21 protein-coding genes are annotated in these 24,924 nt (G+C 39.8%); 10 read left to right on the top strand and 11 right to left on the bottom strand.

Annotated features, from left to right (window positions below):
• Positions 1-54: 54 nt before the first annotated feature.
• The gene (locus tag FZF08_RS14750) at positions 55-1,203 is read right to left on the bottom strand and encodes an MFS transporter (RefSeq protein WP_200837091.1); all 1,149 of its coding nucleotides are present in this window, start codon (positions 1,201-1,203) and stop codon (positions 55-57) included.
• A 69-nt stretch (positions 1,204-1,272) separates the two neighbouring features.
• Here FZF08_RS14750 and FZF08_RS14745 point away from each other — a divergent pair, with 69 nt between their 5' ends.
• Positions 1,273-2,022 carry a DeoR/GlpR family DNA-binding transcription regulator gene (locus FZF08_RS14745; RefSeq protein WP_159470020.1) on the top strand — a complete coding sequence of 250 codons (750 nt, stop codon included), beginning with the start codon at positions 1,273-1,275 and terminating at the stop codon, positions 2,020-2,022.
• Between the two features lie 9 nt (positions 2,023-2,031).
• On the opposite strand, the gene FZF08_RS14740 is transcribed toward FZF08_RS14745, so the two are convergent.
• A complete protein-coding gene (locus FZF08_RS14740; protein WP_159470018.1) occupies positions 2,032-6,315 on the bottom strand; it encodes a two-component regulator propeller domain-containing protein in 4,284 nt (1,427 codons plus the stop codon).
• A gap of 599 nt (positions 6,316-6,914) precedes the next feature.
• Here FZF08_RS14740 and FZF08_RS14735 point away from each other — a divergent pair.
• From FZF08_RS14735 to FZF08_RS14725, 3 genes are all read left to right on the top strand, one after another.
• Positions 6,915-7,481 carry a Crp/Fnr family transcriptional regulator gene (locus FZF08_RS14735; RefSeq protein ID WP_159470015.1) on the top strand — a complete coding sequence of 189 codons (567 nt, stop codon included), beginning with the start codon at positions 6,915-6,917 and terminating at the stop codon, positions 7,479-7,481.
• A 79-nt stretch (positions 7,482-7,560) separates the two neighbouring features.
• Complete coding sequence (locus FZF08_RS14730; RefSeq protein ID WP_159470013.1) at positions 7,561-8,526, top strand: SDR family NAD(P)-dependent oxidoreductase; 966 nt, start codon at positions 7,561-7,563, stop codon at positions 8,524-8,526.
• A 74-nt stretch (positions 8,527-8,600) separates the two neighbouring features.
• On the top strand, positions 8,601-9,626 hold the full coding sequence (locus tag FZF08_RS14725) for an MBL fold metallo-hydrolase (protein ID WP_159470011.1): 1,026 nt from the start codon (positions 8,601-8,603) through the stop codon (positions 9,624-9,626).
• 39 nt (positions 9,627-9,665) lie between these two features.
• Here the strand turns inward: FZF08_RS14725 and FZF08_RS14720 are convergent, their stop codons facing one another.
• The 5 genes from FZF08_RS14720 to FZF08_RS14700 all read right to left on the bottom strand — a co-directional run bounded on the left by FZF08_RS14720 (position 9,666) and on the right by FZF08_RS14700 (position 15,090).
• A complete protein-coding gene (locus tag FZF08_RS14720) occupies positions 9,666-10,478 on the bottom strand; it encodes a sugar phosphate isomerase/epimerase (protein ID WP_159470009.1) in 813 nt (270 codons plus the stop codon).
• 140 nt (positions 10,479-10,618) lie between these two features.
• Positions 10,619-11,479 (bottom strand): sugar phosphate isomerase/epimerase, encoded by an 861-nt coding sequence (locus FZF08_RS14715; protein WP_159470007.1) that lies wholly within the window; start codon positions 11,477-11,479, stop codon positions 10,619-10,621.
• Positions 11,480-11,681: 202 nt separating this feature from the next.
• On the bottom strand, positions 11,682-12,080 hold the full coding sequence (locus FZF08_RS14710; RefSeq protein ID WP_229216540.1) for a LytTR family DNA-binding domain-containing protein: 399 nt from the start codon (positions 12,078-12,080) through the stop codon (positions 11,682-11,684).
• A 328-nt stretch (positions 12,081-12,408) separates the two neighbouring features.
• The gene (locus FZF08_RS14705; protein ID WP_159470005.1) at positions 12,409-12,939 is read right to left on the bottom strand and encodes a hypothetical protein; all 531 of its coding nucleotides are present in this window, start codon (positions 12,937-12,939) and stop codon (positions 12,409-12,411) included.
• 177 nt (positions 12,940-13,116) lie between these two features.
• Positions 13,117-15,090, bottom strand: a complete 1,974-nt coding sequence (locus FZF08_RS14700; RefSeq protein ID WP_159470003.1) for a DNA/RNA non-specific endonuclease — start codon at positions 15,088-15,090, stop codon at positions 13,117-13,119.
• Between the two features lie 117 nt (positions 15,091-15,207).
• Between FZF08_RS14700 and FZF08_RS14695 the strand changes: the two genes are divergently transcribed.
• Entirely contained in the window at positions 15,208-16,158 is a 951-nt protein-coding gene (locus tag FZF08_RS14695) for a DUF2306 domain-containing protein (protein ID WP_229216539.1), read from the top strand.
• 18 nt (positions 16,159-16,176) lie between these two features.
• On the opposite strand, the gene FZF08_RS14690 is transcribed toward FZF08_RS14695, so the two are convergent.
• On the bottom strand, positions 16,177-16,755 hold the full coding sequence (locus FZF08_RS14690; protein ID WP_159470001.1) for a phosphatase PAP2 family protein: 579 nt from the start codon (positions 16,753-16,755) through the stop codon (positions 16,177-16,179).
• Positions 16,756-16,876: 121 nt separating this feature from the next.
• Here FZF08_RS14690 and FZF08_RS14685 point away from each other — a divergent pair, with 121 nt between their 5' ends.
• The 4 genes from FZF08_RS14685 to FZF08_RS14670 all read left to right on the top strand — a co-directional run bounded on the left by FZF08_RS14685 (position 16,877) and on the right by FZF08_RS14670 (position 20,746).
• Positions 16,877-17,683, top strand: coding sequence for a transglutaminase family protein (locus FZF08_RS14685; RefSeq protein ID WP_159469999.1), 807 nt, complete (start codon positions 16,877-16,879; stop codon positions 17,681-17,683).
• A gap of 34 nt (positions 17,684-17,717) precedes the next feature.
• On the top strand, positions 17,718-18,836 hold the full coding sequence (locus FZF08_RS14680) for an AI-2E family transporter (RefSeq protein WP_159469997.1): 1,119 nt from the start codon (positions 17,718-17,720) through the stop codon (positions 18,834-18,836).
• Positions 18,837-18,969: 133 nt separating this feature from the next.
• Complete coding sequence (locus tag FZF08_RS14675) at positions 18,970-19,524, top strand: hypothetical protein (RefSeq protein ID WP_159469995.1); 555 nt, start codon at positions 18,970-18,972, stop codon at positions 19,522-19,524.
• Positions 19,525-19,627: 103 nt separating this feature from the next.
• Positions 19,628-20,746 (top strand): hypothetical protein, encoded by a 1,119-nt coding sequence (locus FZF08_RS14670; protein WP_229216538.1) that lies wholly within the window; start codon positions 19,628-19,630, stop codon positions 20,744-20,746.
• Positions 20,747-20,895: 149 nt separating this feature from the next.
• On the opposite strand, the gene FZF08_RS14665 is transcribed toward FZF08_RS14670, so the two are convergent.
• Positions 20,896-21,114, bottom strand: a complete 219-nt coding sequence (locus FZF08_RS14665; RefSeq protein ID WP_159469993.1) for a hypothetical protein — start codon at positions 21,112-21,114, stop codon at positions 20,896-20,898.
• Positions 21,115-21,371: 257 nt separating this feature from the next.
• Here FZF08_RS14665 and porV point away from each other — a divergent pair, with 257 nt between their 5' ends.
• Positions 21,372-22,460 (top strand): type IX secretion system outer membrane channel protein PorV, encoded by a 1,089-nt coding sequence (porV, locus tag FZF08_RS14660; RefSeq protein WP_159469990.1) that lies wholly within the window; start codon positions 21,372-21,374, stop codon positions 22,458-22,460.
• Between the two features lie 58 nt (positions 22,461-22,518).
• Here the strand turns inward: porV and FZF08_RS14655 are convergent, their stop codons facing one another.
• Positions 22,519-23,139 (bottom strand): hypothetical protein, encoded by a 621-nt coding sequence (locus tag FZF08_RS14655; RefSeq protein ID WP_200837089.1) that lies wholly within the window; start codon positions 23,137-23,139, stop codon positions 22,519-22,521.
• A gap of 598 nt (positions 23,140-23,737) precedes the next feature.
• The gene (locus FZF08_RS14650; RefSeq protein ID WP_159469988.1) at positions 23,738-24,856 is read right to left on the bottom strand and encodes an ATP-binding protein; all 1,119 of its coding nucleotides are present in this window, start codon (positions 24,854-24,856) and stop codon (positions 23,738-23,740) included.
• Positions 24,857-24,924 lie beyond the last annotated feature (68 nt).

The raw sequence follows: 24,924 nt of genomic DNA, 5'->3' as shown, positions 1-24,924 counted from the left end.
TAGGTTAAAATTTTTCAGAAAACAGAAGTTCCCAAACAGCTCCTGCTGAATTTATTATTTCTCTTTATAGGTGAAAGCGACGATCAGAAGCAAAACACCGACAAATCCGAGGGCAATCGGAAGCGAAAAAGCATCCGCAATAAATCCGATCATGGCTGGCCCTGCCAGTTGGCCCATATAACCCAGCGTAGTAACCGCAGGCAAAGACACAGATGGAGCTATACCGGGAATATTGCCGGCAGCCGTAAAAAAAACAGGAACAACGTTAGCCGCCCCCAGGCCTACCAATGCAAAACCAATTAGCGCAGCACCGGGCCAGGGAATTGAAACGGCTATAAAATAACCTGCTGATGCGACCAATGCGCCGTACAAAACAACTTTTGACGAACCAATTTTATGAATAATTTTATCACCTGTAAGACGCATAACCGCCATTGCAACAGAAAAAACAGCATATCCCAACCCTGCCATGGACGGCTCAAAATTTCTGTTGAATTGCAGAAAAACAGCACTCCAGTCCAGCAGTGCGCCTTCGGCCAGGAAGAAAACAAAACACATTAATCCCAGCGCTACGACAGGCCCGGTTGGCAAACTGAATGAAAAAGAATCCACACTTTTTTCCTCAGCTTTGGCAAAAAGATATTGGTACTGACTGCCTGCAATAACTACAAGCATGACCGATATACTCACCGCTGCCACGGAAGGAGAAAGTCCTAATTTTATCAAAAACCCAAGTCCGATAGAACCGGCAAGACCACCCAGACTAAACATGCCATGAAAAGAGGACATGATATGTCTGCCATATTTTTCCTGTACCAAAACCGCATGAGAATTCATAGCTACGTCAATAGAGCCAATTGACGCCCCGAAAACAAAAAGAACTGCCGCCAGCTCCCAGGCAGATTTTGTTAAAAGAAGCAGTGGAAGCGCTATTGCAATCATGATAGCAGCCACAAGCATCACTTTTCTGCTTCCGAATTTATTTATAAAAAAACCGGTAAAAGGCATCGTCAAAATAGCTCCAGCACCCAGTGAAAGCAACACAAGTCCCAGCGCAGCATCATCAAGCCCAAGATTAATTTTGGCAAAAGGTACCATCGGTGCCCAACTTGAAAGACCAATGCCGCAAACAAGAAAAATGAGCAAACTGGCTCTTCTGGCCGTTTTTGTTTTTTTATCGTCGGTAATTTCTAAGTTTTTCATTTTTATTGACGGTGATACATTTTGCAATATTATGCAAATTTGCATAATATTGCAAAAACAATTTTGATCATGGTCAGAGAAAAACGTTTTAATTACATTCTGGAAAAACTGCAAAATAACAGTGAAGTTGGATTCAGTGAGCTAAGCAGTGCTTTAAATGTTTCTGCGGATACGATCCGAAGGGACATTGACATGCTCGCTGATAACGGATTGTTACTTAAAATCCGTGGCGGCGCTATTCCCCGCTCTCACAATCCGCTTTCTTTCAAAGAACGCGCTGGTCATTTACAGGATGACAAGGAAATAATTGCCCTCAAAGCACAGACCTTGATCAAATCCGGACAAACCATATTCATGGATGGAGGGACATCCATTTACACGCTTGCTACACTTCTTTCTACTGATATCAAACTGACAGTAATTACCAATAATACGGCAATCATACCGGCTCTTTCTGCTTATAGTGGTATAGAACTGATTATTTTAGGCGGGCATTTTTTAAAAGAATCCGAAACAATTGTCGGATACCAGGCTATTAAAATGGTTGAAAATTTCCAGGCAGACCTTTATTTTATGGGTGTTTGTGCACTGGATATGCAAAAAGGGGTCACCGCCGTTTATATGGAGGAATCGGAGCTCAAACAAACTATGCTTCAGCATTCTTCCATGGCTGTCGCGCTCAGTACATTTGACAAGCTTGAAACATTTGAGCCCTACCGCGTGTGTCCTATACAGTCGCTGGATTACGTAATCACCGAAATGGATGCTCAAAATGAAAGATTTGATGTCTTTAAAAAAGAAGGTATCAAAGTACTGTAAAATTTAATTTCAGTATTTATTACTGACAGCTTTATATGCCTTGTGCAGTACTTCATTTATGACTTCCAGTTTTATAGGTTTTGCTACATAGTCATTCATACCTGCCAGCAAACAATTATTTCTGTCCTCCTGCATCGCATTAGCCGTTAATGCAATGATATAAGGTTTTGAACCAAAATCCTTTCTGATAATCCGTGTTGCTTCAAAGCCATCCATTTCCGGCATTTGAATATCCATCAAAATAACATCATAAGCGCTTTCAGAAAGCCTTTTTAAAACTTCTATACCATTGTTCGCTATAACAATTTGATAACCCAGTTTTTGCAGCACATATTGTATAAACTTCTGATTGACAAGATTATCCTCCGCGACTAATATTTTAAGTGGGAATAGTTCTGAAAAATGGCTGTCAAGGATTTTGACTTCTGACGCAGGATTTAAGCTGAGGTTTTTTTGATCTGTCAAAGCCCTGTGAACGGCATTTAACAAAGCAGACCGTTTCACAGGCATAGTCAAGTTACCAAAAAACAAGTCCGGGGATTTGAAAGCGGTATCATTTCCGGCAGCATGAAGTAAAATAACCGGTTTAGAATTAATATTGTTTTTCAACGACTGAGCCAAACTTAAACCATCCGATCCTGTCAATTTCAGTTGCGTAATCACAAGCTTGATAAATTTGTTGTCATTAACCATTGCTAAGGCTTCTCTTTCAGAAAATGCCACATGGGTGATCAGCTTAAATCCATCAAGATAATTTTTTAGAATCATCTGATTTGTGTGCCCGCTACAAACAAGCAGTACATTCTTTCCAGAAATTTCTGCTATTTTCATAGCCTCATTAACTTTCTCATCAGACTTTCGTCCAGCCTTTGTCTGAATGTTAAAAGAAAAAACTGAGCCTTTCCCAAAAGTGGTATCAACCACAATCTCGCCGCCCATAATTTTGACCAGACGTTCACAAATCACAAGCCCGAGCCCGGTTCCTCCATATTTTCGATTGATGGAAGAATCGACCTGACTAAATGCTCTGAAAAGATTTGGGAGCTGTTCCGAACGTATTCCAATGCCGTTATCTTTAACCGAAAATCCAACATTTACTCCATATTCAGGATCTTCTCCAAGCTTGCTGACATGGACAAAAACCTCTCCCTCCGCTGTAAATTTTATAGCATTATTGATCAGATTGGTCAGAATTTGTTTCAGTCTTGAACTATCGCCGATGATATAATCGGGAAGATCTTCTTCAATAAAATACAAAATATCAATATTCTTTCTGGAAGCCTGCAACGCAAAAAGATCCATAATCTCCTCCATTACCACGCGCAAGTCAAACTCTTTTTTTTCAAGGTCCATATTACCGGATTCAATCTTGGAATAATCCAAAATATCATCGATCACATTTAATAAAGCTTCCCCACTGGTAGCGATTGTGCGTGTAAAATCCCGTTGTTCGTGGGTTAGTTCTGTTTCCGCTAATAACGCAGTCATTCCAATGACACCGTTCATTGGCGTTCTTATTTCATGACTCATCGTCGCCAGAAATATACTTTTTGCCTGATTAGCCCGCTCTGCCTCTTTCCGGGCCGATTGTTCGTGCTCTCGTTGAACAAACAGCTCATCAGTTTGAGACCTCAACTCCTCCGACTGGGCCTGCAATTCTTCATTTAAAGATTGAAGATATTCCGACTGCTCATACAATTCCTCAGCTTGCTTTTTCACAACCAAAGTGCGTTGCTCTACGATCTTTTCCAAATCTGCTTTTTGGGTAATAATGGCATTAACGCGATATTTGTAAATGGCATAAATAAGCCACACAATCAATAAAAGACCCAAAAACCGAAACCACCAGGTTGTCCAAAACGGAGGTGTAATAGTTATGGACAAACTACTATTGCCTTCTGTCCAGCTTCCTGAAAAGTTTTGAGCTTTAACTTTAAACGTATAATTTCCCGGTGGCAGGTTGGTATAAACAGCCGTATTATTCGACCCTACGTAATTCCATTCTTTGTCAAATCCTTCAAGAATATAGGCATATTTTTCACCCGCAAATGTATAATCCAGCGCGACAAATTCCAGGGAAATAAACGACTGATCATGGGAAAGTGTAATGGACGAAGTCTCGGATATATCCTGTTTAAGCGGAGTGCTGCCATCCGCACTAACTTTTACGTCTTTGTTAAAGATCTTCAAATTGGTTAATACAATCGGAAATGTGTCTTTCCCCGGAACCAGCAAACGTGAATCAAATTTGTTAAAACCATTTATACCACCGAAATACAAAATGCCATTGGAATCCTTATAACCCGATTTCTGTTTGAATTCGTTGGCTTGTAGACCATATCCAGCCGAGTAATTCTGGAATTTTTCCCGCATAGGATCAAACATAGAAAGTCCGGCGGCAGTACTGATCCAAAGCATTCCCTGATTATCCTCAACCAAAGCCTGTGTCGAATTATTTATAAGACCGTCTTCCGTTGTATATCTTTTGTGCTGTTCCGTTTCCGGATCATAGCGGATCAGACCTTTGACGCTCGAAAGCCATAAAATGCCTTGATGATCCTGCGAAATGGAAATAATCGGATTGTCGGTAATTTCGTTATCTGAAACATTTTTGGTAATAAATTTACCAGTTTTCGGATCGTACCGACTAATGTTTCCATCCTCCGTACCTATCCAAAGCCTCCCAGAACGATCTGTAAATAAAGCATTTACAACATTATTACAAAGACTTCCCGGAACCTTTGGGTCATAAAAATGGTGCTCAAACTGCTTTGTTTCAGGATCGAAGGAATCTAACCCATCTCCGTAAGTGCTAAACCATATTTTTTTATCGGAAGTAATCGCAATAGCATATATATCATTATTACGCAAACTATTCGTCTGGGTTTTATCATGTTTCAGGGTAGTAAACTTTCCTGTTTTCTTATCAAAAACACTAACACCATCTCCCCAGGTACCAATCCATAGCTTTTTCTGACTGTCCTCTACAATCGCCAAAACATAATTTCCAGTAATACTTTGCGGTGCCAGTGTATGTTGATAGGATGTAAATTTTTCAGCTTTCCGATCGTACAAATTCAATCCGCCGCCATCTGTTCCAACCCAGAATTTCTTGTCTGAATCTTCAAAAAAACAAAGAACAAAATTGTGAGAAAGGCTGAAAGGTGAAGTACTATGCTGGTAATGCTCAAAATTAGTATTATTGACAAAAACATTGGCTCCTCCGCTATATATCCCGAGCCAGATGTTATTTTGGCGGTCTTTGAAAATATAGTCAACCGAATTTGAGGAGACGCTACTTTGATCAATATCATCATGAATATAGGAAGTGAAAGTCCATTTATTCAAATTAAGAATATTGAGCCCACCATTTTCAGTACCTACATATAAATTTCCACCCGCCTGTCTGATGTTGGTAATGTTATTGTTCGAAATCGAAGCAGGATTGGCAGGATCATTTTTGAAACGTATAAAAGTATTTTCGCCAGGCTTGTAAAGATTCAATCCTTCGCCAAAAGTACCGACCCAAATTCTGCCCAAACTATCCTGAAAAATGCACCGTACATCGTTTCCTGAAATAGATACCGGGCTTTTGTCTGAAACAAATCTTTTAAAAACATTGGTTTTTCGATCCAGAAAATTCAGCCCGCGAGCGGTACCTGCCCAAATATTATTATCACGGTCGCAAAAAACAGCATAAATATTATTATCGTTAAGGCTTTTTTCATCGGCAGGATCATTTACAAAATGCCTGATAACAGACTTTGTGACGGGATCAAATAAATCCAGTCCGGCCGAGGTTCCCAGCCACAGCTTCCCGTTTTTATCGATTTCTAATCGGCTGATATAATTTGTGCCAATACTTTTAGGATTTTTTTCACTATGCTTGTAAGCATAAAATTTGCCTTTATTTCTGTCGAACCTATCCAATCCGCCTCCTGCTGTTGAAAGCCAGATAGTGCCAGATTTATCTTCTACAACTCCAGTCACATAATTATTACTCAGACTTGACGAATCACTTTCGCTGTTTTTATAAGAGATCACATTTGTGCCGTCATATCTATTGAGCCCGTTTCTCGTTCCAAGCCAAATAAAACCTTTTTTGTCTTGAAAAATACAATTTATATTGTTACTGGAAAGGCCGTTGTCTCTGGAAAGTTTCTTGAAATGAATGGGTTTGTTTTGAGCAAAAACAATGAGGGTTATCAGTTGCAGCAGTGCCGCAAAACATATTGAATAAAAAGCTCCCTTTTTATTTCCTTTACAAAGCGACATATTTTCTACGGCGGGCATATTTGCAGTAATATACAAGATTTTATTAATTGTATACTGTTTAGGTCACTGTCCAAATTAAAAATGTTTTAAATCCTGATTTGTTAGATCATTAGCTTTGATTTGGCTACTACCAAAAGAGATGATTAAACCTTATCAGAAATTAAATTGTATGAGCACTTTTGCAGTTGATAGTCAGCAATTAGCTTTCGGTTGCAAAACCTGTATGATTGATCAAATTAATGAAAGATGATCGCTGATAACTTAAAGTAGTCATTTGTGATAATGTCTAAGTCGTTATTACTTACGCTACAGCGGGCGAAATGGATTATACTATTTAGGTTTTTGCCTTTCATATATCACTCCCATCAACGATCCGATAGGTTTTAGTGGGAAAGGCGGTTTACAAAACGTATCAGACATGGGATGATTGGCTTTTCAAAAGCAGAAGTTCATGAAGTTGCCGCATATGAAAAACCGTAAATGCTGTGGAAAAAGTCCGGGGAACAACGGACCAGGCTATCGTTATTGATGGTGGAGACACGGTTCAATATTTATTTGCGACGTACGAATTTGTCATTTGATAAATTTAAAATCAAACTGTTTTTGCAATTTGCGCTATGGAAAATTTAATTGATTATCTGCTCACGTTCGGACAACTTAATCAGCAACAGATCGATATTGTCAGACAAAAAGCGAGGACAATTACGCTAAAAAAGGAAGAATATTTCTCTGAAGCCGGAAACATCGCCAGACAGGTCGCCTTTATCAGCGACGGAATTTTAAGGGTTTGTTATTACAATAATAAAGGTGATGAAATTACGCGTTATTTTATTGAGGAAAACAATTTCGTGGTTGACCTTAATAGTTACAACTACAACATTCCTTCCACGGAATATATCCAGGCCGTATCCGATTGCGAACTGATCATTTTCAGCAGAGAGGCCATGGCAGATTTATCGGCAACGATTATTAACTGGGATGCGATTATAAACAAAATAACTTCGAAGGCATTACTCGAAAAAGTAAACCGGATAAGCCCAATGCTTGCCGAAGACGCCACGACAAGGTACCTGCATTTTCTGGAAAAACTCCCTCACCTGGCCAACCGCATTCCCCTTTCATTGCTGGCTTCGTACCTTGGCATTACCCAATCTTCACTAAGCCGGATAAGAAAAAATATCTGAGTTTCATTTTTTGCCAAATGGCAAATTAAGCCACAAACTAATTCCTGACCTTTGGTCCATTACAATTAAAAAGGACAGCATGAAAACAATCGTAATTACCGGCGGAAATTCAGGACTAGGCCTGGAAACTGCTAAAATACTGGCAACAGATAAAAATAACCAACTTATACTTGGCTGCCGTAACCAGTCAAAAGCACTAGCTGCGGTGGAAGAACTCAAAAAAATTTCCGGCAATGATCATATTCAAACATTGGAACTTGATCTGTCTTCATTTACATCCATTAGAAACTTTGCAGAAAAGGTTTTAGCGGTTACAAAAAATATTGATGTATTGGCGTGTAATGCAGGAATTCAAATTACAAAAGGCACCCAGATTACAGCCGAAGGTTTTGAAAAAACATTTGGCGTAAATCATTTGGGCCATTTTCTGCTGACCAAATTACTATTGCCCTCAATCAATAAAGTTTCGGGCAGGATTGTTCTGGTAAGCAGCGGCACTCATTTTAATCCTGCAATATGGCAAAGTTCAATGTTTGGTATCCCGCCCGCTGACTATACCGGATGGGAAAATGTTTCAGCAGCCAATAGTTTTAAGAATTACCCCGAAAAAAACAGAGGTTATGTGCGTTATTCAACTTCCAAGCTATGTGTCCTTTTCTTTGGTTATGAATTGGAGGCGAGATTAAAACAAAATAATATGGGCATAACCGTCAACATTTTCGACCCCGGCCTGATGCCCGGAACCGAATTGGCCAGAGACGGAAGTGCATTGGAAATATGGGCCTGGAAAAACATTATGCCCGTTATGCGGATTTTTGACGGCGTGTTTTCAGTCAAAACTTCGGCGAAAAATTTCAGCAACATGCTGACAGGTAATTCATTTGAAAAAATTTCCGGGAAATATTATGAAGGCCCAAAAGAGAAAAAATCATCGGATGACAGCTACAATAAAACATTCTGGAACGATCTTTGGAAAGGCAGTGAATCGCTGATTAAAGAAACATTCGAAATTCAAAGCGTTATAAAATCGGTTAGTAATTCGTAATCAATTGGCTGAAAATCATAAATTGCCAGAGCAGTTTAAACGATTTTTCCCTTGTTTTCACTAATTTAAAATAAATGACCAATCCCGCCAGCAAATACCTGAACAATCCCGATTTAAAAACACCAAACGCGCCGGAAGGCTGGCAGGGAACGCCGGTGGATGAAAATGGCAGATTCAGGAATCTGAATCACCTGTTTACCGCAGACTTGACCGCTGTTTTACGCTGGAAATTACAGCGAAATCCATTTAAGGAGCAGAAAGATGCAGAAATCTGGAATCCGGATATTTTCAGGGACAATTCCTGGCTCGAAAAAACCAATGATATCATTGTTTGGCTTGGCCACAGCACGTTTTACATCCGTATCGGCGGTATTTCGATTTTAACCGATCCTGTATTTGGTGATATACTTTCTTTGAAACGACGGTCTGAATTCCCGGTTGATCCCAACCTGCCGGTTAATCTGGATTACATTCTTCTTTCGCATGACCACAGGGATCATCTTGATAAAAAAAGTCTGTCTATTTTATCAAAACAAAATCCTGACGTCCGATATCTGACAGGGCTTCACATGAAGGAAATCGTTCAAGAATTTACAAAATCCGGGAACATTGAAGAAGCCGGCTGGTATCAGCAATATAACACAGATAATCAAGCCATTAAAATAACTTTTGTTCCGTCCAGGCATTGGTCTAAACGTGGAGTTTTTGATACCAATTTTCGTCTTTGGGGTGGTTTTGTTATTGAAGCAAAAGGGAAACGTATTTTATTTGGAGGAGATAGTGGTTATGATACGCATTACAAGCAAATGGCAGCCGTTTTTGGCGGTTTTGACTATGCTATTTTGGGAATAGGTGCCTACGCTCCGGAATGGTTTATGAGCCCAAATCATCAGTCGCCCAAAGATGCGCTTAAAGCTTTTACCGAATTGAACGCGCAATATTTCATACCGATGCATTATGGCACTTTTGACTTATCCGATGAACCGCTTGGTGAACCTTTGAAACAACTGCTTTCGATAGCAGAAAATGAAAATCTGAAAGAAAAACTCATCCTTGCCGAAATCGGAAAACCCATTGAGCTAACGGATTGCAACGTTTAATTTCATTCAAACATTACTATTTCAATCAATACGCATGATTTAAGATACGTGATACCGCTTCTTTAAAAGGTTCATCATGTGTACGTTAATTTCCCACTGATCGCCAACAGGCAATTGGGTATAAGGCAGCACGGGCATATACGTGGCGGGGCCAAATTCTGTGGTTATGGTAAGCTCTGTGTTATTTTTATTATGAATGGCAGCAATTTTGTCCCACCATTTCAAATGCGTTTCCAATACTTCTGTCCATTCCGGAGCGCGCGGATCGTTCACTTGCGGCCCTTCCGGATGCCCTACCCGACTGTGAATATGAGCCGTATGAGTAATAGCCAGATCAACCGCTTCCTGCTGATCTTCCAGTAAAGACTCGTGGACATTACACCAGTGCGAGATATCAAGTGTTATGCGAAGATCCGGAATCCTGGTCAGATAATCCTCTGTAATATTTGCTGCGTACAAAGATTTCCCACGGTGCGTTTCATGAATAATCGCAATTCCTGATTCCTGAGAAAGGTGGTCAGCCAGGTCAAAAAGCGTTTTATTCTGACTGAAACTAAAATAATCCTTTCCTGTCTGGCAGTTGATAAAAACAGGTTTAGCTGCGATCAGGTTACGCAGGTATTTTTCATAATTCACTACATGTTCGTTCAGATTCCGCTCAAAAGATTGCCAGTACTGGCCAATTAATTTGAGATCATGATCGGCTAGATCAGCCAGGATTTGCTGCTTTTCCTTTTCATCAAAAGGTAAATCCATTTCTACGCCATCGTAGCCAGCGGCTTTTACATTTTCACAAAAAGTATCAAAAGGAAGTGTATTCCCCCAATGCGGCGCATAAAAGCTGATATCCATGGTAGTTTAGATTTCTTTAAAACTTGTTTCGATAGTGACATATAAAAGTAAACCATAAAAGTTACCGTTAAAGCTGATTTTTTGCTCTACCGGTAACTTTATGGTTTTGATCTGTCCTAAAACGTAGTTAAAACCTGATATTAATATGTAAGGCTTTTCAAATAGGCTATCGTTTGTGGAACCTGTGTAGCATAACTCGGACTTTCATCTTCAATATAAAAATGCTCGATTGAAGATTTTTTGGCAGCTCTTAAAATTGTTGGAATATCCAGCTGACCAGTTCCCAAAGCAACATCGTTTTCCACCGGCGTTCCACCTGACATATTCCCCTGCACACCTTTCCGAAGATCTTTCATGTGTACCAGCTTGAAACGGCCAGGATATTTTTTGATCAGCGCCGCAGGATCCTGTCCCGGAAAAAATGCCCAGAGCATATCAAGTTCAAAACTTACATATTTCGGATCGGTTTTCTGAATAATGTAATCCATCAAAGTCCCGTCTTCATATTTTTCAAATTCATAACCATGGTTATGATAACAGAAAGTAAGACCGAATTCATCTTTCAAACGCTTGCCGATCTGGTTGAAATCTGCTACTGTTTTTTCTGCCATTTCCAATGTAAACGCACCCTTGTGAGGAACCCAGGCTACACGAACAAACTTCGCCCCCAACGTTTTTGCATTTTGGCCTACTTCCTGTGTTTTGTCAAGCGCATCAGCATAACCGACCCCGAATGAGGAAGCTTTGATACCTCTTTCATCTAATAACGTGCGAAGTTCAGCTGCCGTTTTACCAAACAGACTGGAAAACTCCATGTCTTTAATGCCAAGACTTTTCAAAGTATCCAGCGTTGCGGCGGCATCTTTTGATAAACTTTTACGAAAAGTATAAGATACCATACCCGGCTGTTCGGGAAAAAGTGGCTTCCCTTTTTGGGCAAAAGCGGAATTATGACCCGCAGCAAGTGCCAGTGCAAGAAAAGTCAGGTGTTTAATTTTCATATCAAAACAAGTTAATTTTGTACTTTTTTAGCTTCTAGAACGTCCGAAATTTTATCGTATTATGACTGACGACAGAAACCGGAAGTTGCCCTGTCCGGATCAGCTGAAACAGCTAGTTTCAAATATAAAATAAACAGGAGGCATAAAAAAATGCAGCCCTCCGGATTCGGAAGACTGCATTGAAAAACTGTAATTAAAAAATTCAGGCACTGATCTGCAAACCGAAATGGTTCAGGATTTTTGTTATCTGTTTATTTTTCCTGCGGCTTACGGTTACTTCCCTGCCGCAGGCCATTTTCAGTAAACGGTCGTCCTCTATACGTTCAATCACAAGATCAGAATTGATAAGAAACGATTTATGGATGCGGATAAAATTTTGTTTTAGATTTTCAGAAAGCAGCTTCATCGTTTTACAAACAAGATATCTCTTGCCTGAATCGGTATAAATAAAAGTATAATTACCAGATCCTTCTAAAAATGTAATGGTATTGGTCGTAACAGCGATGGAACTACCCATATGGTGTACCAGAATATCAGCTCCGGATGCTTCACGGGCTATTTTTGCTACTTTTCTATTTTTTGATTTAGTAAAATTTTTCATACGTGAGCTTAAATTTTAGAGTGAGAAAATGAAGATTATACGGTGTGCTTTTGTGAGCGCTGGTTTCCTTTTGATATCAAATTTAAGACAACGGATTAGCCTGAGAATTAGAAATACGTGTAAGGTTGCTTTGACTTTAAAGGCGGCGGAATAAAAGTCAAAAGCGGTAACCGTATATTGAAATCGGGTAATCTAATTATTTAAAATACAAGGCATTAAATACAAAAACAAGAGCCCCGATCCCGGAGCTCTTGTTCGAATTATCTCTACCTTTAAAAATCTATAATTGACCACTTTGTGTCAATCACCTTTTGCTATTTGTGACGTGTCAGCTATTGGTTTTACGGCAAAGCTGCACCGATTCTTCCAACTTTTGTTTTATCTCTTTTACCAACGCTTCGTCTTTTGTATCCAGACTAAATGAGCTGTTCGTCCCCGATTCCTTAATGTCTTCATCATCCATATTAAAGGAACCCGAAAACCCGCCGATGCCCATATTCATTTTAATTTTATCAGCAGGAACGTCAAGGATCAATGTATACTGTCCGTCTTTATTTTGCTTGTAACTTACCTTCCTGACGTCTTTCAGCTGCCAGGCCATGTTCATGCCAAACGACACATTTTCATCTTTGCTGTCCAGCACCATATTCATCTGACAACCTTTGAAATCAAATTTCGGGACAGCCTTTTTGTCTTTACTTTGCATCTTGTGATTGTCATCGTCGGTAACCAGTTTATTAAGCTGCTTTTCGAGCCAGGCGGTATTTTTGGCTAACGTCTGGGCCTGGGTAGTTAATCCGGTCAGGAGCATAAAGGCTGAAAAAGCCGTTGCGGTGAAATAACTTTTTTCTATTTTCATGGCTATTGGGTGTTAATTTGTACAGAATAAAATAACAAAAATGCCCTAAGCTTTTAGCATAAAAAATGGCTGAAAGGTCTGTTGGATTTATAAATGGATTAAAAAGCTCTTTGGAATAAATTATTCTGGCATAACTCCTGACGCTCAGATAATACCAGAACAATTATATACCACAAATTACCGTCTTGGATGATCAATATCTGACAAACTGCGCAGATTCTTATCAGCCTTATCCTTTCTCACATCCGAGTTTCTGATGATGTCCGAAAATACAAGTCTGGTCTGTTTTTCCAGTTTTTTAATCGTAGTTTGAAAATGATTAAAATCGCCTGTTGGTATAATTTCAAAAGGGATATTTGTCGCCCATTTACTTTGGTCAACCACGTAAGCACTAGAAAAAATACGATCATTTTTATCCTTGACAACAACCACTTTCCAAAAATATTTCGGGATCATGATACCCCGATGTTTTTGGTCATCATCAGCAAAAATCGGCCCGTTGTATACATTGGCCAGTACATCTTCCTCATCTGTATTATACAAAATGTAATTTTCGAGTCCCTGCCAAAGGTCCTGCCCCTGGTTAAACTGCCAGTATTGCGGACTGCAATTGGTCCAGTGAAAAGTATCATCATTGGCAAGAATGGATGTTGCTTCATCACCCCAGACCGGATCCAGTCTTCGCACCAGATGTCCGCGGTCAAAATATCCTTTGGAGCCCAAACTGCCGGGCTCCGAACCATAAAATTCGTCCCCTACCTGAATATTCAAATCTATTCTGGGATCTTTAAACCATTTATCGGTTCCCCGGTTCAGACTGTTTGTCTTGCTTCCGTCAATGTTCACGGCCGCATAAAAAGCCATTTTGCGTACCTTATTATAAACAATGGAATAGTGGGTATACCTCAGCACATGATCCGCAGCGCCATCAACCGGGGCAATATCTTTCAAATTTTTAATTATTGGCAGCCCAATGTGCAATCCAAGAAAATTATCGTCAAAACCACTTCTGCCGTCATAGTATTTTTTGTCACGGATATTACCTTTTGCTTTGGTATTAAATGCATTTTCAAGTAAACCTTCATGTCTTTCCAGATCTTTTCCCAGGACAATACTTTCCTTGGGTTTTGTACCGCTGATGGTAATAATTCCGTTGACATCATCCAGAAGCTGTTGAATCAAAGGAAAACGGTGCTCCCTGGCAGCCATATGCTGCAAACTGATTTCCTCAATGATTTTGCTTGTCCGGATTCCTTCGTTGGCAATGTATTTAATGGCGCCATCAGAAAACCTGGCCAGATCATTTTCATCGACCCATGATCCGTCATTCAACTGAATTTGCTTTTGTCCGTCTACAATTCTGGACTCCGTTACACTGCTGTGATGCAGCGCCACAACCTGCCATTGATCGTTAAACACCGGAGCACCCGAAGATCCCGTGGCCGTATCGCTTGAATACCACAGTCTTTTATCTTTCAGAGGATCAGTAGAATCACCAATTTTGATAACTTCATTTTCACGGATCGCAATATATTTCTCACCGCCGCCGGGATGCTGAATGATGGTTACAAACTCCTTTTCATCAATTTTATTTAATGTCGGAATCATTCTTAAAAACCCAAAATCGGCCAAAGCTACACTTCCATCTTCCGATTGATCTGCCACGGCAATAATTGTAAAATCCAGCAATTCCTCCCCACTTGTCATAAAACATGCATCGGGAAGAAATGAGAATGTTTTACTCGTTTTCATTCTCCCGTTAACATCCACCTCAAACTCAAATTCCGCAAAACCACGCGTGGCCGCAGCTTTATCTTTTATCACATGATTATTGGTTATGATCAAATTTGGGGTAATTAAAAAGCCGGTTCCCCATTCGCCTTGTGCTCCAAAAAGATCCGGAACATAAATCCGGCAAACTGCTTTGGCGGCATTCACTCCTCTTTGCAGATAATTAATCCGTAAAAGATCATTTCTGCCCATATATCTTTCCAGGTCAATTCTGGTAACACCCGCACCGCTATCCGACATTTGCGCAACTCTGTTGGCAAGATCTGTCACTGCATCTTCTCTGGGAACACGGGCGGCAGCTTTATTTGACATCAATTCACTGGCAAAATCTTCAGAATAATCCGAGGTGAAAGTTTTCATGGCTATTTTTACATTTGGATTTAACACCTTTGTAATACGCTGCAAATTAACAGCTTAAACATTACCGACTTGTTAATTTTACTGAACGGTGAAAGACTTTGTATTTATCTTTTTTATATGTCTGATCGAGATAAGTTTTCCTCAAAAACAGATTTTTCTCAAACATTCTTAAATATTACATTTGTCATCAGCAAAATCCTTCCTTTCTTATATCTGTTTGTCAATAATATGATTAAAGTACCTCTACCAAAAACGAGAATAAACAAAAGCGATGCCGTGGCGGTACGTATTACAGGTTTTCTGCTTGTCTCAACCGTTTGGGTTAGTGCCGGATTATTTGGATTATACATACTCGCTTTTTATGCGGCGGCTTTGTATAAGGGCAATATGGGACAATGGAATAATGTGCTTCCCGGATTATATCAGCAAGGACAAATAGTTCAAACAAGCGGTATTGGTCTTCATTTTGCCAGCGGAGGTATCATTTTACTTTTAGGAAGTATCCAACTTATTGAAGCTGTAAGAATAAAGTATTCCGTTTTGCACAGGTGGATTGGCAGAATTTATGTCATTTCCTGTCTTTTCGCAGCCATTGGAGGATTGATTTTCATCCTGATCAAAGGAACGATCGGCGGAACGGTTATGGATATAGGATTTGCCCTTTATGGAATTTTAATGTTACTATGCGGTATTGAAACTTACCGACATGCCGCCGCCGGAAGGTTTGAAAAACACAGTGCCTGGGCATTGCGGTTATATGCGCTGGCAATTGGTTCCTGGCTATACAGGATGGATTATGGTTTCTGGATTTTGTTAACAGATGGGTTGGGACATTTGAAAAAATTCAACGGACCGTTTGATAACATCATGTCCTTTTTCTTTTACATTCCCAATCTGTTGGTTGCTGAACTTTTCATCCGCTCAGGTGGAAACAGAGCGACCGAAGGATTTAACTGGCTGGCTGCTTTTGTTATGCTTTTTGTAACTGGATTTCTTCTAACTGGAACCTATTTTTTTGCCAAATATTATTGGCTTCCGGCCATTTTTGGTTTTTTTATTAATCCATAATTAACCTAAAAACACTTTTCAGTGCCTCATAAAACTTAATCCTAGTGCAGTACCGACACCAAGTGCCGCACCCGCCGCCACGTCCGACGGATTATGAACACCAAGGTACATTCTGGAATAACCCACCGTCCCGGCCCATAACATGGACGGAGCGATCACATACCATTTGGGATAAGCCATCGATAAAGATGTGGCTGTACTGAAAGAGGCCGAAGTGTGGCCGGAAGGCAAAGAATATTCGCCAGGCTTGTAAACCGGTGTGAGTGAAATATGAAGAATAAAGGGCCGTGGCCGTTTGAAGATTTTTTTCAGTGAATGATTAAGAATAGCCGTGCAGGCAGTGCTGCTGAATACATAAAAAGCATTTTGGCGCATGCTTTTATTATGATCAATAATACCGGCGACAAACAATCCGGCAGGTATCCCGGCATTGACATAATTGTTTGCATTAGAAATTCCTCTCATAAATTTCGTCTGACTATCAGAGCGTCCGGTTTCCAGCTTTTGAAGGATTTTTAGATCAAAATTATCAACAGCCGTCTGAGCATTTGCGGCCGAAAAGCAGAAAATCCAGTATAATAGAAATACTTTTTTCATAGACTAAAAGTAATAATAAAGCATTAAAATATATTTGCTGACATGGATTTTCATTTTTTAGAATCCTCATGGCATGAAATTTTAAAGCAAATTTTAACCACAAAGATTTAATTCAGATTTTATGAAAATGAAAGGAAGGAGCGTGATCACATACAGTGTATATTCGCCCACAAATGTCACCACAATGCTGCGCCCGAGAAGACAGGACGGCCAATCTATTTTACAAGAAGGTTTTAGTATTGATCCTTCTGTTGAATTTTCTGAGTATACGGATTTATACGGGAATCCTTGTCAGCGTGCTATATTGCCAGTCGGACAGGTAACCATCACAACCGAAGTTCAGGCTCAGGTGAATGTGACCAAGCCAATTCCGAATCCGGTACCTGCGTATGTGCTTGTAGGGAACTTACCAGATGCGGTGATGCATTTTATACTTCCAAGCCGTTATTGTCAATCAGATCTGCCTGAAATAAACAAACTTGCTATGGAAATTGCAGGCAATTTTGTACCCGGTTATGATCAGGTTGAAGAGATCAGAAAATGGATTCATCAAAATATTAAATACCAGTATGGCGTAACAGATGCCACCACAACGGCCTTGGATATTGTAAGAAATCGTATAGGTGTTTGCCGTGATTTTACACATTTGGCGATCGCACTTTGCAGAAATCTTTGCATTCCTGCGCGAATGACGGTTGGCTATCTGGACAAACTTCAGGAAATGGATCTTCATGCCTGGTTTGAGGTTTATATCGGTGGAGAATGGTATGCTTTTGACGCAGTGCAGGAACATACGGAGGGTTACAGAATCGAAATTGCTCACGGACGTGACGCTGCTGATGTCGCCATGGTTACACAATATGGCAATGCTACGCTGGATTCTTTACACGTTGAAGTAGAATTACTGGAACCGATACCTGCCAGCTAATCCACAATAATTATCCGAACTGATTTACTATTACATGAATAATATGCCATTAACTGTCAGAAGATCAATAGAGTTGCTCGGACTCGTGCTTCTGACTGCAATTTTATATATAGGAAGAAGTATTCTGATGCCCATCATTATGGCATTTTTTATAAGCCTGGTACTTCTTCCGATTTTCAGATTCTTAAGAAAACACAAAGTACCCGAAGCCCTTTCCATTGTAATACCAATTCTGCTGGTTTTTATTTTGCTGGCCGGTATAATCTGGTTTTTCTCGGCGCAGGTAGGCTCACTGGTGGCTGATTTTCCAAAGATCAAAAGTAATGTAAGCATTCACTTAAATACTCTCAGCAACTGGGTTTCCGGTATCACACATTATTCTACCAAAGAGCAGCTCGATTTCCTCAACAAAAACACAAACGAACTCCTGAGTTTTGCCGGTAAAAGGGCGAGTACTTTTGCATTAACACTCAGCTCCGTTTTTGTTTTTGTCGGTCTTTTGCCAATTTATATTTACCTGATTCTTTTTTACAAAAATCTGTTATTGCGCTTCATTTTCAGATGGTTTAGCGAGGATCATCATCCAAAAGTTAAAGATGCAATTTATGAAAGTGAGCTGATCATCAAAAGTTACCTGATCGGTCTGATGATTCAGGTTACTTACATGACTGTTCTGGTGGGCGGAATCCTGATGCTGATTGGTATCAAACATGCGCTTTTAATAGGGGTTATTTTCGCATTTTTAAATCTGATTCCTTACGTGGGAGCCCTGATTGGAAATGTGATCGGCGTGGTGCTGACCATGACTTCTTCAACAGAACTTTGGCCGATTTTTACCGTACTGGGCGTAATTGCCGGTGTTCAGTTTCTTGACAACAATATTCTGATGCCGAGAATTGTAGGTTCAAAAGTGAAGATTAATGCGCTTTTTGCAATCCTGGGCGTTATTATTGGAGGAAATATTGCGGGCGTTCCGGGTATGTTTCTTTCGATGCCGATTATTGCTGTGCTCAAAGTTATTTTTGACCGGACGGAAATGTTCAATCAATGGGGTATTCTGCTTGGTGATGAACGGCCGGTGCAAAGCCCAATGATTAATGCAGATTCAAGAAAAAAAGAGTCCATTGAACCTACACATGGAACTAAAAAATAGCGGCAAGTTATTTTGACCCTATTATCCTGTTAGCGTATAGTTTACAAAAAAATTAAATAATCCCGGCAACAAAGAACTTGCACCTTATAAACATTCTTATAAATTTGTGCACGAATGTTTTAATTACAATTCTTTGATCCGAATTCTATCAATTTTGCTTTTTGGGCTTCTACTATACAACACAGTGGGTTACTCCGTAGTCTATCTGTGTGAAAGTAGATATACGGTAAGCTCCGAAAAGCATAATTACATAGAAACAAATGCTTACTCCCAGGACATTGTCATCAAAATTGCCGTTTCATTACCGTACCAAACCGATTGGAAGGTACCTGAAACAACAGAAGGCATGTTACAGCATAATGGTAATTACTACCAGATGAAAACCAGGCAACTGATCCATGACACACTTTATGTGCATTGCGAATTTGATCAGAATGCACGTGAGCGGTTCAGTTCACTGGTTTCCAATATTATGAATGAGGTCGGAGGAGTTCCATCAGATTCCCATAAAACTTCTCATGCAACCGTCTTAAAAAACTTTGTTAAGGAATATATGGCTTCTGAAAGAAAACATATATTTTATATACTTGAATGGTCTGAAACTGCTGTATCTGTGAAAGATCAGTATACTTATCACGCTTCGAAAACGTACCATCGTATCCTGTCTCCCCCGCCTGAATTGGCCTGATTCATTTCTTTCTAAAAACGAAAACTTTGGTTTGACGAAATGATTACTCATTTCGCGGATCACATGTAGGCTATTCATTATTAATTCATTATCATATAATCCCGTGAAAAAACTTATATTAATATCAGGCGTACTATTTTTTATATTTTCAATTTCAACTTACCAGGCAAATGCGCAGGGGTGTGTTGCTATCCGAAGTACAGGAAATGTGTGTATGCTCGCTCATGCTGATAGCACGGATCATCAGCAATGGGTGCTAACAACCAGTGTACGTTATTTCAAATCCTTCCGTCATTATTCTGGTACGGAGGAAAACAAAGACCGGCTAAAACAACATACCGAAGTGATCAACCACACGGCTTCACTTGATATCAACCTTACACGAATTTTGAATGATCGCTGGTCGATTATGATTGATTTGCCGGTTATTTCAAATGCTCGTTCCTCACTTTACGAACACGGTCTTATCAATGGGGTCAATAAATTCAATCAGCGCCATAGTACACATTCATTTGGAATTGGGGATATGCGTATTGCTGCTTACCACTGGCTTTTTGATCCAAAGAAAAGTACTCGTGGAAATATTCAGCTTGGATTAGGAATTAAATTACCAACCGGCGATTATGATTATCTGGATTATTGGCAGAATGTTGGCCCGAACGGCACCAAAGAACTTCGTACTGTGGATCAATCCATACAACTTGGAGATGGTGGCACCGGTTTTACAATTGAGGCAAATACGTATTACAATGTATCGCACAATTTCGGCGTGTACGCGAATTTTTACTATCTGGTAAATCCAAGAGAACAAAATGGCGTGCGGACCTATCGTGAAACTTTATCACCTCGTTTGGCCAATGAAGCTATCATGAGTGTACCGGATCAGTACATGGCCAGAGGTGGTTTTAGCTATTCTTTAAGTAATGTAGTTCGTGGGCTAACGGTTGCGGCGGGTGCTCGTCTGGAAGGAATTCCTGTTCACGACATCGTTGGAGGAAGCGGAGATTTCCGTCGTCCGGGTTATGTGTGGAGCGCGGAACCAAGTATCAATTATACTACCAAAAAGTACAGCATCTACGTAAGCGTGCCGATTGCATTGGCAAGAAACAGAACGCAAAGTGTAACAGATAAGGAAAATTCTGCTACTTACAATACCTACATCCGCGGGGATGCTGCATTTGCTGATTACTCGGTGAATGCCGGAATTTCTTTTAAATTCTAAGAAGATAAGCAAAAAAGGATTTCGGAGAAAGACCGGAATCCTTTTTTGTAATACATTAATTTTCAAAAAATTAAGTACTTCAAAATCTAGTTCATCTGAATAACTCTCCTTCTCTGGGAAGGAAAGATTCAGTAATTTGATGTGTTGCTTTACTGAAAGATGACTTCACCGGTTTTCCATTTATTTTGGAAATTTCTTTCATTTTTGTGACAGAGCGGCCTGATCGTTCCAATCCGCAAGCTAGCGCCGATATTGTAAACTTCCTTCGTAACCAGCTTTATCATCGTTTTGCCCAATTGCTTCATTTCGCCATTCATTAGCTTAATTGGCTCGTACATTTCCGTTTTAACATCGGCAGGATCAATCACGCAAAAGTGATTATAATCCTAATATTGCCCTGCATCCGGTATGGATAACACACCGGATTTTTATTTCCATAAGCGAGATTTCAAAATGAGCTTACTTTAAGCTTCTGTTTTTTGATGTCATGCCTATAATAAATCACTTTCGGTTACGTTCCAAAATAAAAGAATATCATAATAAAATCAAGCAATTCTATTATGAAAATCTATTTCTTTTATTGACAAAACAATTCCGTAAATCACCTCTTAAAAAACACATTAGCATGAAAAATTCCTTATTAAGTACCTGCCTGGTATTTTCTTTATCAGGTGCAAATTTACTGGCCCAAACTTCCGGTCCGGCGGTTCCTTTTACACCGATCCCATTTCTCACTTTTTCCCCTGATGCACGCAGTTCGGCTATGGGAGAAACAGGAGTGGCTTCAAGTCCGGATGCAAATGCTACGTTTTGGAACGCTTCCAAATTGGCTTTTGCCGAAAGAGATTTTGGCGCTTCCATATCTTACACACCCTGGATTCCAAAACTTACTGACGATCTTTGGCTGGGTTATGCAAGTGTTTATAAAAAGATCGGTAAGGGCCAGGCAGTCGCCGGATCTGTAAATTATTTTAAAGATGGCGGACGCTATTTAAATGATCCCAAACACCGATACGATATTTCTATAAACGCCACTTATTCAAGGCAACTTGGTAGAAATTTTTCGATGGGTCTGACAATGAAATATATTTCGTCCAATTTGGCTGGCCTTGGTTTGGTATCAGCGGTGAAAACCAGTAATGTCGTTGCGGCTGATATCAGCGCTTTTTACCGAAAACAAATTGTAAATGATCCGAATGGAAAAAATCTTACCTACACATTCGGTGCTGTACTTTCCAACCTGGGAGGTAAGGTAAGTTACGGGCCTGCCTATGGAAGCGGATATATTCCTACAACCTTCAAACTTGGTGGCGGAGTTTCCATTTCTCCCAGTACCCTACATCGTTTCAACTTTGTCGTCGATGCCAGCAAGTTATTGATTCCCACGAATTCCTTGAATGTTAATAATCAGTCCGCTTTTCAAGGCTTGATCAAATCATTTTCGGATGCGCCAGGCGGCTTGAAGGAAGAACTGGAAGAAGTAGCACTTTCTTTTGGAGGTGAATATTGGTATAAATCCGCTTTTGCTTTACGAGCCGGATACCATAACGAAAGTAAAAATAAAACGAATCTTAAATATGCAACGGTCGGTGCCGGACTTTTGATATTGAAGAATTACGGTGCTGATTTCTCTTACCTGATACCCGTTGTTAAAAACAGTCCTTATTCCGAAACGATGCGTTTTACAGTATCGGCATATCTTGGCAAGATTTAAGTCAGTCTTTAACTCCCAAAAAACAACCGGTAAGAAATCAGTCTTCCCGGTTGTTTTTTTATCGCCCATGTCCTCTATGACCCGGACGACCGGGACGTGCTCTTCCCAAACCTAAAATTCCTCCTGAATCACTCCGCTGCAATCCATACCGGACGAAAACCCCGAAAAAGGTTTTCGAACTTCCATACACCTGATTACTGAAATCATAATAGCCGGTGGTCAGTCCTATTCCAAAATTCTTCGAAAGCTGTGCAAATAAATTATACGAAAGTTCAAGCATCAGGCTTCCTTTGTTATCAAAAACCCGTCCACCGCCAATCGTCATTTCATTGGCAAAAATACCGATGTTACAAACATCCATGGTAACCTTTCCTTCCAAAAACAATGAGGTATCCGGCCGGAGCGAGTTGCGGCCAAAAGCAATTCCGACGTCAATAACATTGAAAGTTTTTCCAACTTCGATCATTTGCGCGATCCTGTCGGTTGTAATGCCCGGACCAGTATAAATGGCAAATGGCATAAACCTGGCATATATTGGTGCCGTTTTAAATTTCAATCCCATTTTCAGCGAATCTGTCAGCGGAGCCGTTGGCGCCGTTTGGCAAAAAGCCTGAAAGGAAAAAAGAGTCAATATCAATACCAGTAATTTGTTTTTAAGATGTGTGTATAATTTTATCATTGACCACCATTCGTTTATTGAAAATTTATTTTTCCCTTTTCAAATTAACTTGATACTTATCGCACATAGATATCCTAAGGAGCTAAAATACAGGATTTTTCCTTTCCAATTGCGTTTAAATTGGACCGTGTATCAACATCTCCACTGGTATATTTGGGAAACTTCGAAAAACGGAAACTGTAAATCAATTCCGTTTTTGCATCGTCAACTTTTTAACCAATGAAGCCGATGAAGGTTTTAATATAGCAGAAATCCGGAAAGATACAGGCCACCTAAATTGGCCGGACTGATCCTTTGGGTATAAAACTTCCTTCCGAAATACATTCCGCTGCTGTGATTATTGAGCCGGAAAAAGTTTGTTTGGCAAGATCCTGACAATGGCAAGCAGAGAGATTGGGAAACCGCGAAAGATCTTTTCTGTACATGTATTTTTCGGGAATAACTGATCAAAAATGAGCAAATAGCTAATAATAGTAAACAGTAAAATCGGTGAATTTAAATATATGGCAGCGTTTTTCTGGTATCAAAAACAAAAGCGATTTTCAAGTTTGGACTACTATTGTTTGAAAAGTAATGGGATAAATTATGATCTCTTTCGTTATAATAAAAGCTCTTCAATATTATCGGGTGAAATAACGGATGTTTTTGAATCAATATAATTGTCAGTAAAGGTTTGTGAAAAGCGAACTTTTTCTCTCTTGTTCCACTTGAACTCATAAGCTTCCATCGCATCCCCGTGATCCTCAATAAGGTCAATTTCCTGCTGCTGCGTGGTACGCCAGAAATAAGAGGTTACATCAATATTATTATAATGCAGGAATTTCATTCGTTCTGAAATGATGAAATTTTCCCACAAAGCGCCCACGTCAGTTCTGGATTGAATAGGTTTGAAATTGTTGATAATGGCATTTCTTATGCCATTATCATAAAAATAAACCTTTTTCCCTTTTTTGATTTCATTGCGCACGTTACGATTAAGTGCAGGAAGCCTGAAAACAACATACGTTTTTTCTAACAGATCAATGTATTTATCAACAGTTTTACCATCACTGCCAATTATTTGACCAATTTCCTGATACCTGATTTCACTTCCAACCTGCAAAGCCAATGCTTTTAATAGCTTTTCAAGAATTACCGGCTTCTTAATTTGCTCCAGCATAAGCAAGTCTTTGTATAAATAACTATTTGCCAAAAGCTTTAAAAGCTCGGCTTCTTCACCCGGCTTGGTCACGATTTCCGGATAGCAACCGTAAATCATTCGATGCTCTAAAAGTCTCTTTTCCCCAATCAAACCGTTTTGGCCCACCATTTCGGCAAAGCTTAGCGGGTAAAGCATAAATTCATATTTGCGTCCGGTCAACGGCTCATTTACCTGACTTGATAATTCGAATGCCGATGATCCGGTAGCAATTATCTGAACATCTTTTATCTGATCGGTAAACAGTTTCAACGTAAGACCAATATTAGGTACGCGTTGCGCTTCATCAATAAACAGGATTTTTTTATTACCCACCACCAGCCGTAATTTTGCTGCGGTTGTATTAGTCAAAATTTCACGAACGTCCGCATCGTCACCATTAAGATACATGTGATCCTTCCCGGCTAGTAGCAACTCAACCAAAGTTGATTTTCCAGATTGGCGGGGACCGAAGATCAAAATGGCTTTTCCTTTAAAAAGTCGTTGTTCAATTTTATTTTGGAGCAATCTTATTATCATAATATCGGATTTCAATTCCAAATTTACATAATATTATCGGATTAGATTCCCGAAAAATAATAATATTA

Source organism: Dyadobacter sp. 3J3 (assembly GCF_009801115.1).
Taxonomy (GTDB): domain Bacteria; phylum Bacteroidota; class Bacteroidia; order Cytophagales; family Spirosomataceae; genus Dyadobacter.
Note: the sequence above shows the minus strand (reverse complement) of the source record. Positions and strands in the feature narration are given on the sequence as shown.

Excerpts from the sequence above, each read along its gene's own strand:
- FZF08_RS14735 (WP_159470015.1), top strand. The coding sequence starts at position 6,915 with ATGGAAAATTTAATTGATTATCTGCTCACGTTCGGACAACTTAATCAG.
- FZF08_RS14655 (WP_200837089.1), bottom strand. The coding sequence starts at position 23,139 with ATGATAAAATTATACACACATCTTAAAAACAAATTACTGGTATTGATA.
- porV (WP_159469990.1), top strand. The coding sequence starts at position 21,372 with ATGAAAAATTCCTTATTAAGTACCTGCCTGGTATTTTCTTTATCAGGT.
- FZF08_RS14705 (WP_159470005.1), bottom strand. The coding sequence starts at position 12,939 with ATGAAAATAGAAAAAAGTTATTTCACCGCAACGGCTTTTTCAGCCTTT.
- FZF08_RS14715 (WP_159470007.1), bottom strand. The coding sequence starts at position 11,479 with ATGAAAATTAAACACCTGACTTTTCTTGCACTGGCACTTGCTGCGGGT.
- FZF08_RS14745 (WP_159470020.1), top strand. The coding sequence starts at position 1,273 with ATGGTCAGAGAAAAACGTTTTAATTACATTCTGGAAAAACTGCAAAAT.
- FZF08_RS14650 (WP_159469988.1), bottom strand. The coding sequence starts at position 24,856 with ATGATAATAAGATTGCTCCAAAATAAAATTGAACAACGACTTTTTAAA.
- FZF08_RS14690 (WP_159470001.1), bottom strand. The coding sequence starts at position 16,755 with ATGAAAAAAGTATTTCTATTATACTGGATTTTCTGCTTTTCGGCCGCA.
- FZF08_RS14695 (WP_229216539.1), top strand. The coding sequence starts at position 15,208 with ATGTCTGATCGAGATAAGTTTTCCTCAAAAACAGATTTTTCTCAAACA.
- FZF08_RS14725 (WP_159470011.1), top strand. The coding sequence starts at position 8,601 with ATGACCAATCCCGCCAGCAAATACCTGAACAATCCCGATTTAAAAACA.
- FZF08_RS14685 (WP_159469999.1), top strand. The coding sequence starts at position 16,877 with ATGAAAATGAAAGGAAGGAGCGTGATCACATACAGTGTATATTCGCCC.
- FZF08_RS14740 (WP_159470018.1), bottom strand. The coding sequence starts at position 6,315 with ATGCCCGCCGTAGAAAATATGTCGCTTTGTAAAGGAAATAAAAAGGGA.
- FZF08_RS14750 (WP_200837091.1), bottom strand. The coding sequence starts at position 1,203 with ATGAAAAACTTAGAAATTACCGACGATAAAAAAACAAAAACGGCCAGA.
- FZF08_RS14710 (WP_229216540.1), bottom strand. The coding sequence starts at position 12,080 with ATGAAAAATTTTACTAAATCAAAAAATAGAAAAGTAGCAAAAATAGCC.
- FZF08_RS14730 (WP_159470013.1), top strand. The coding sequence starts at position 7,561 with ATGAAAACAATCGTAATTACCGGCGGAAATTCAGGACTAGGCCTGGAA.
- FZF08_RS14700 (WP_159470003.1), bottom strand. The coding sequence starts at position 15,090 with ATGAAAACTTTCACCTCGGATTATTCTGAAGATTTTGCCAGTGAATTG.
- FZF08_RS14680 (WP_159469997.1), top strand. The coding sequence starts at position 17,718 with ATGAATAATATGCCATTAACTGTCAGAAGATCAATAGAGTTGCTCGGA.
- FZF08_RS14720 (WP_159470009.1), bottom strand. The coding sequence starts at position 10,478 with ATGGATATCAGCTTTTATGCGCCGCATTGGGGGAATACACTTCCTTTT.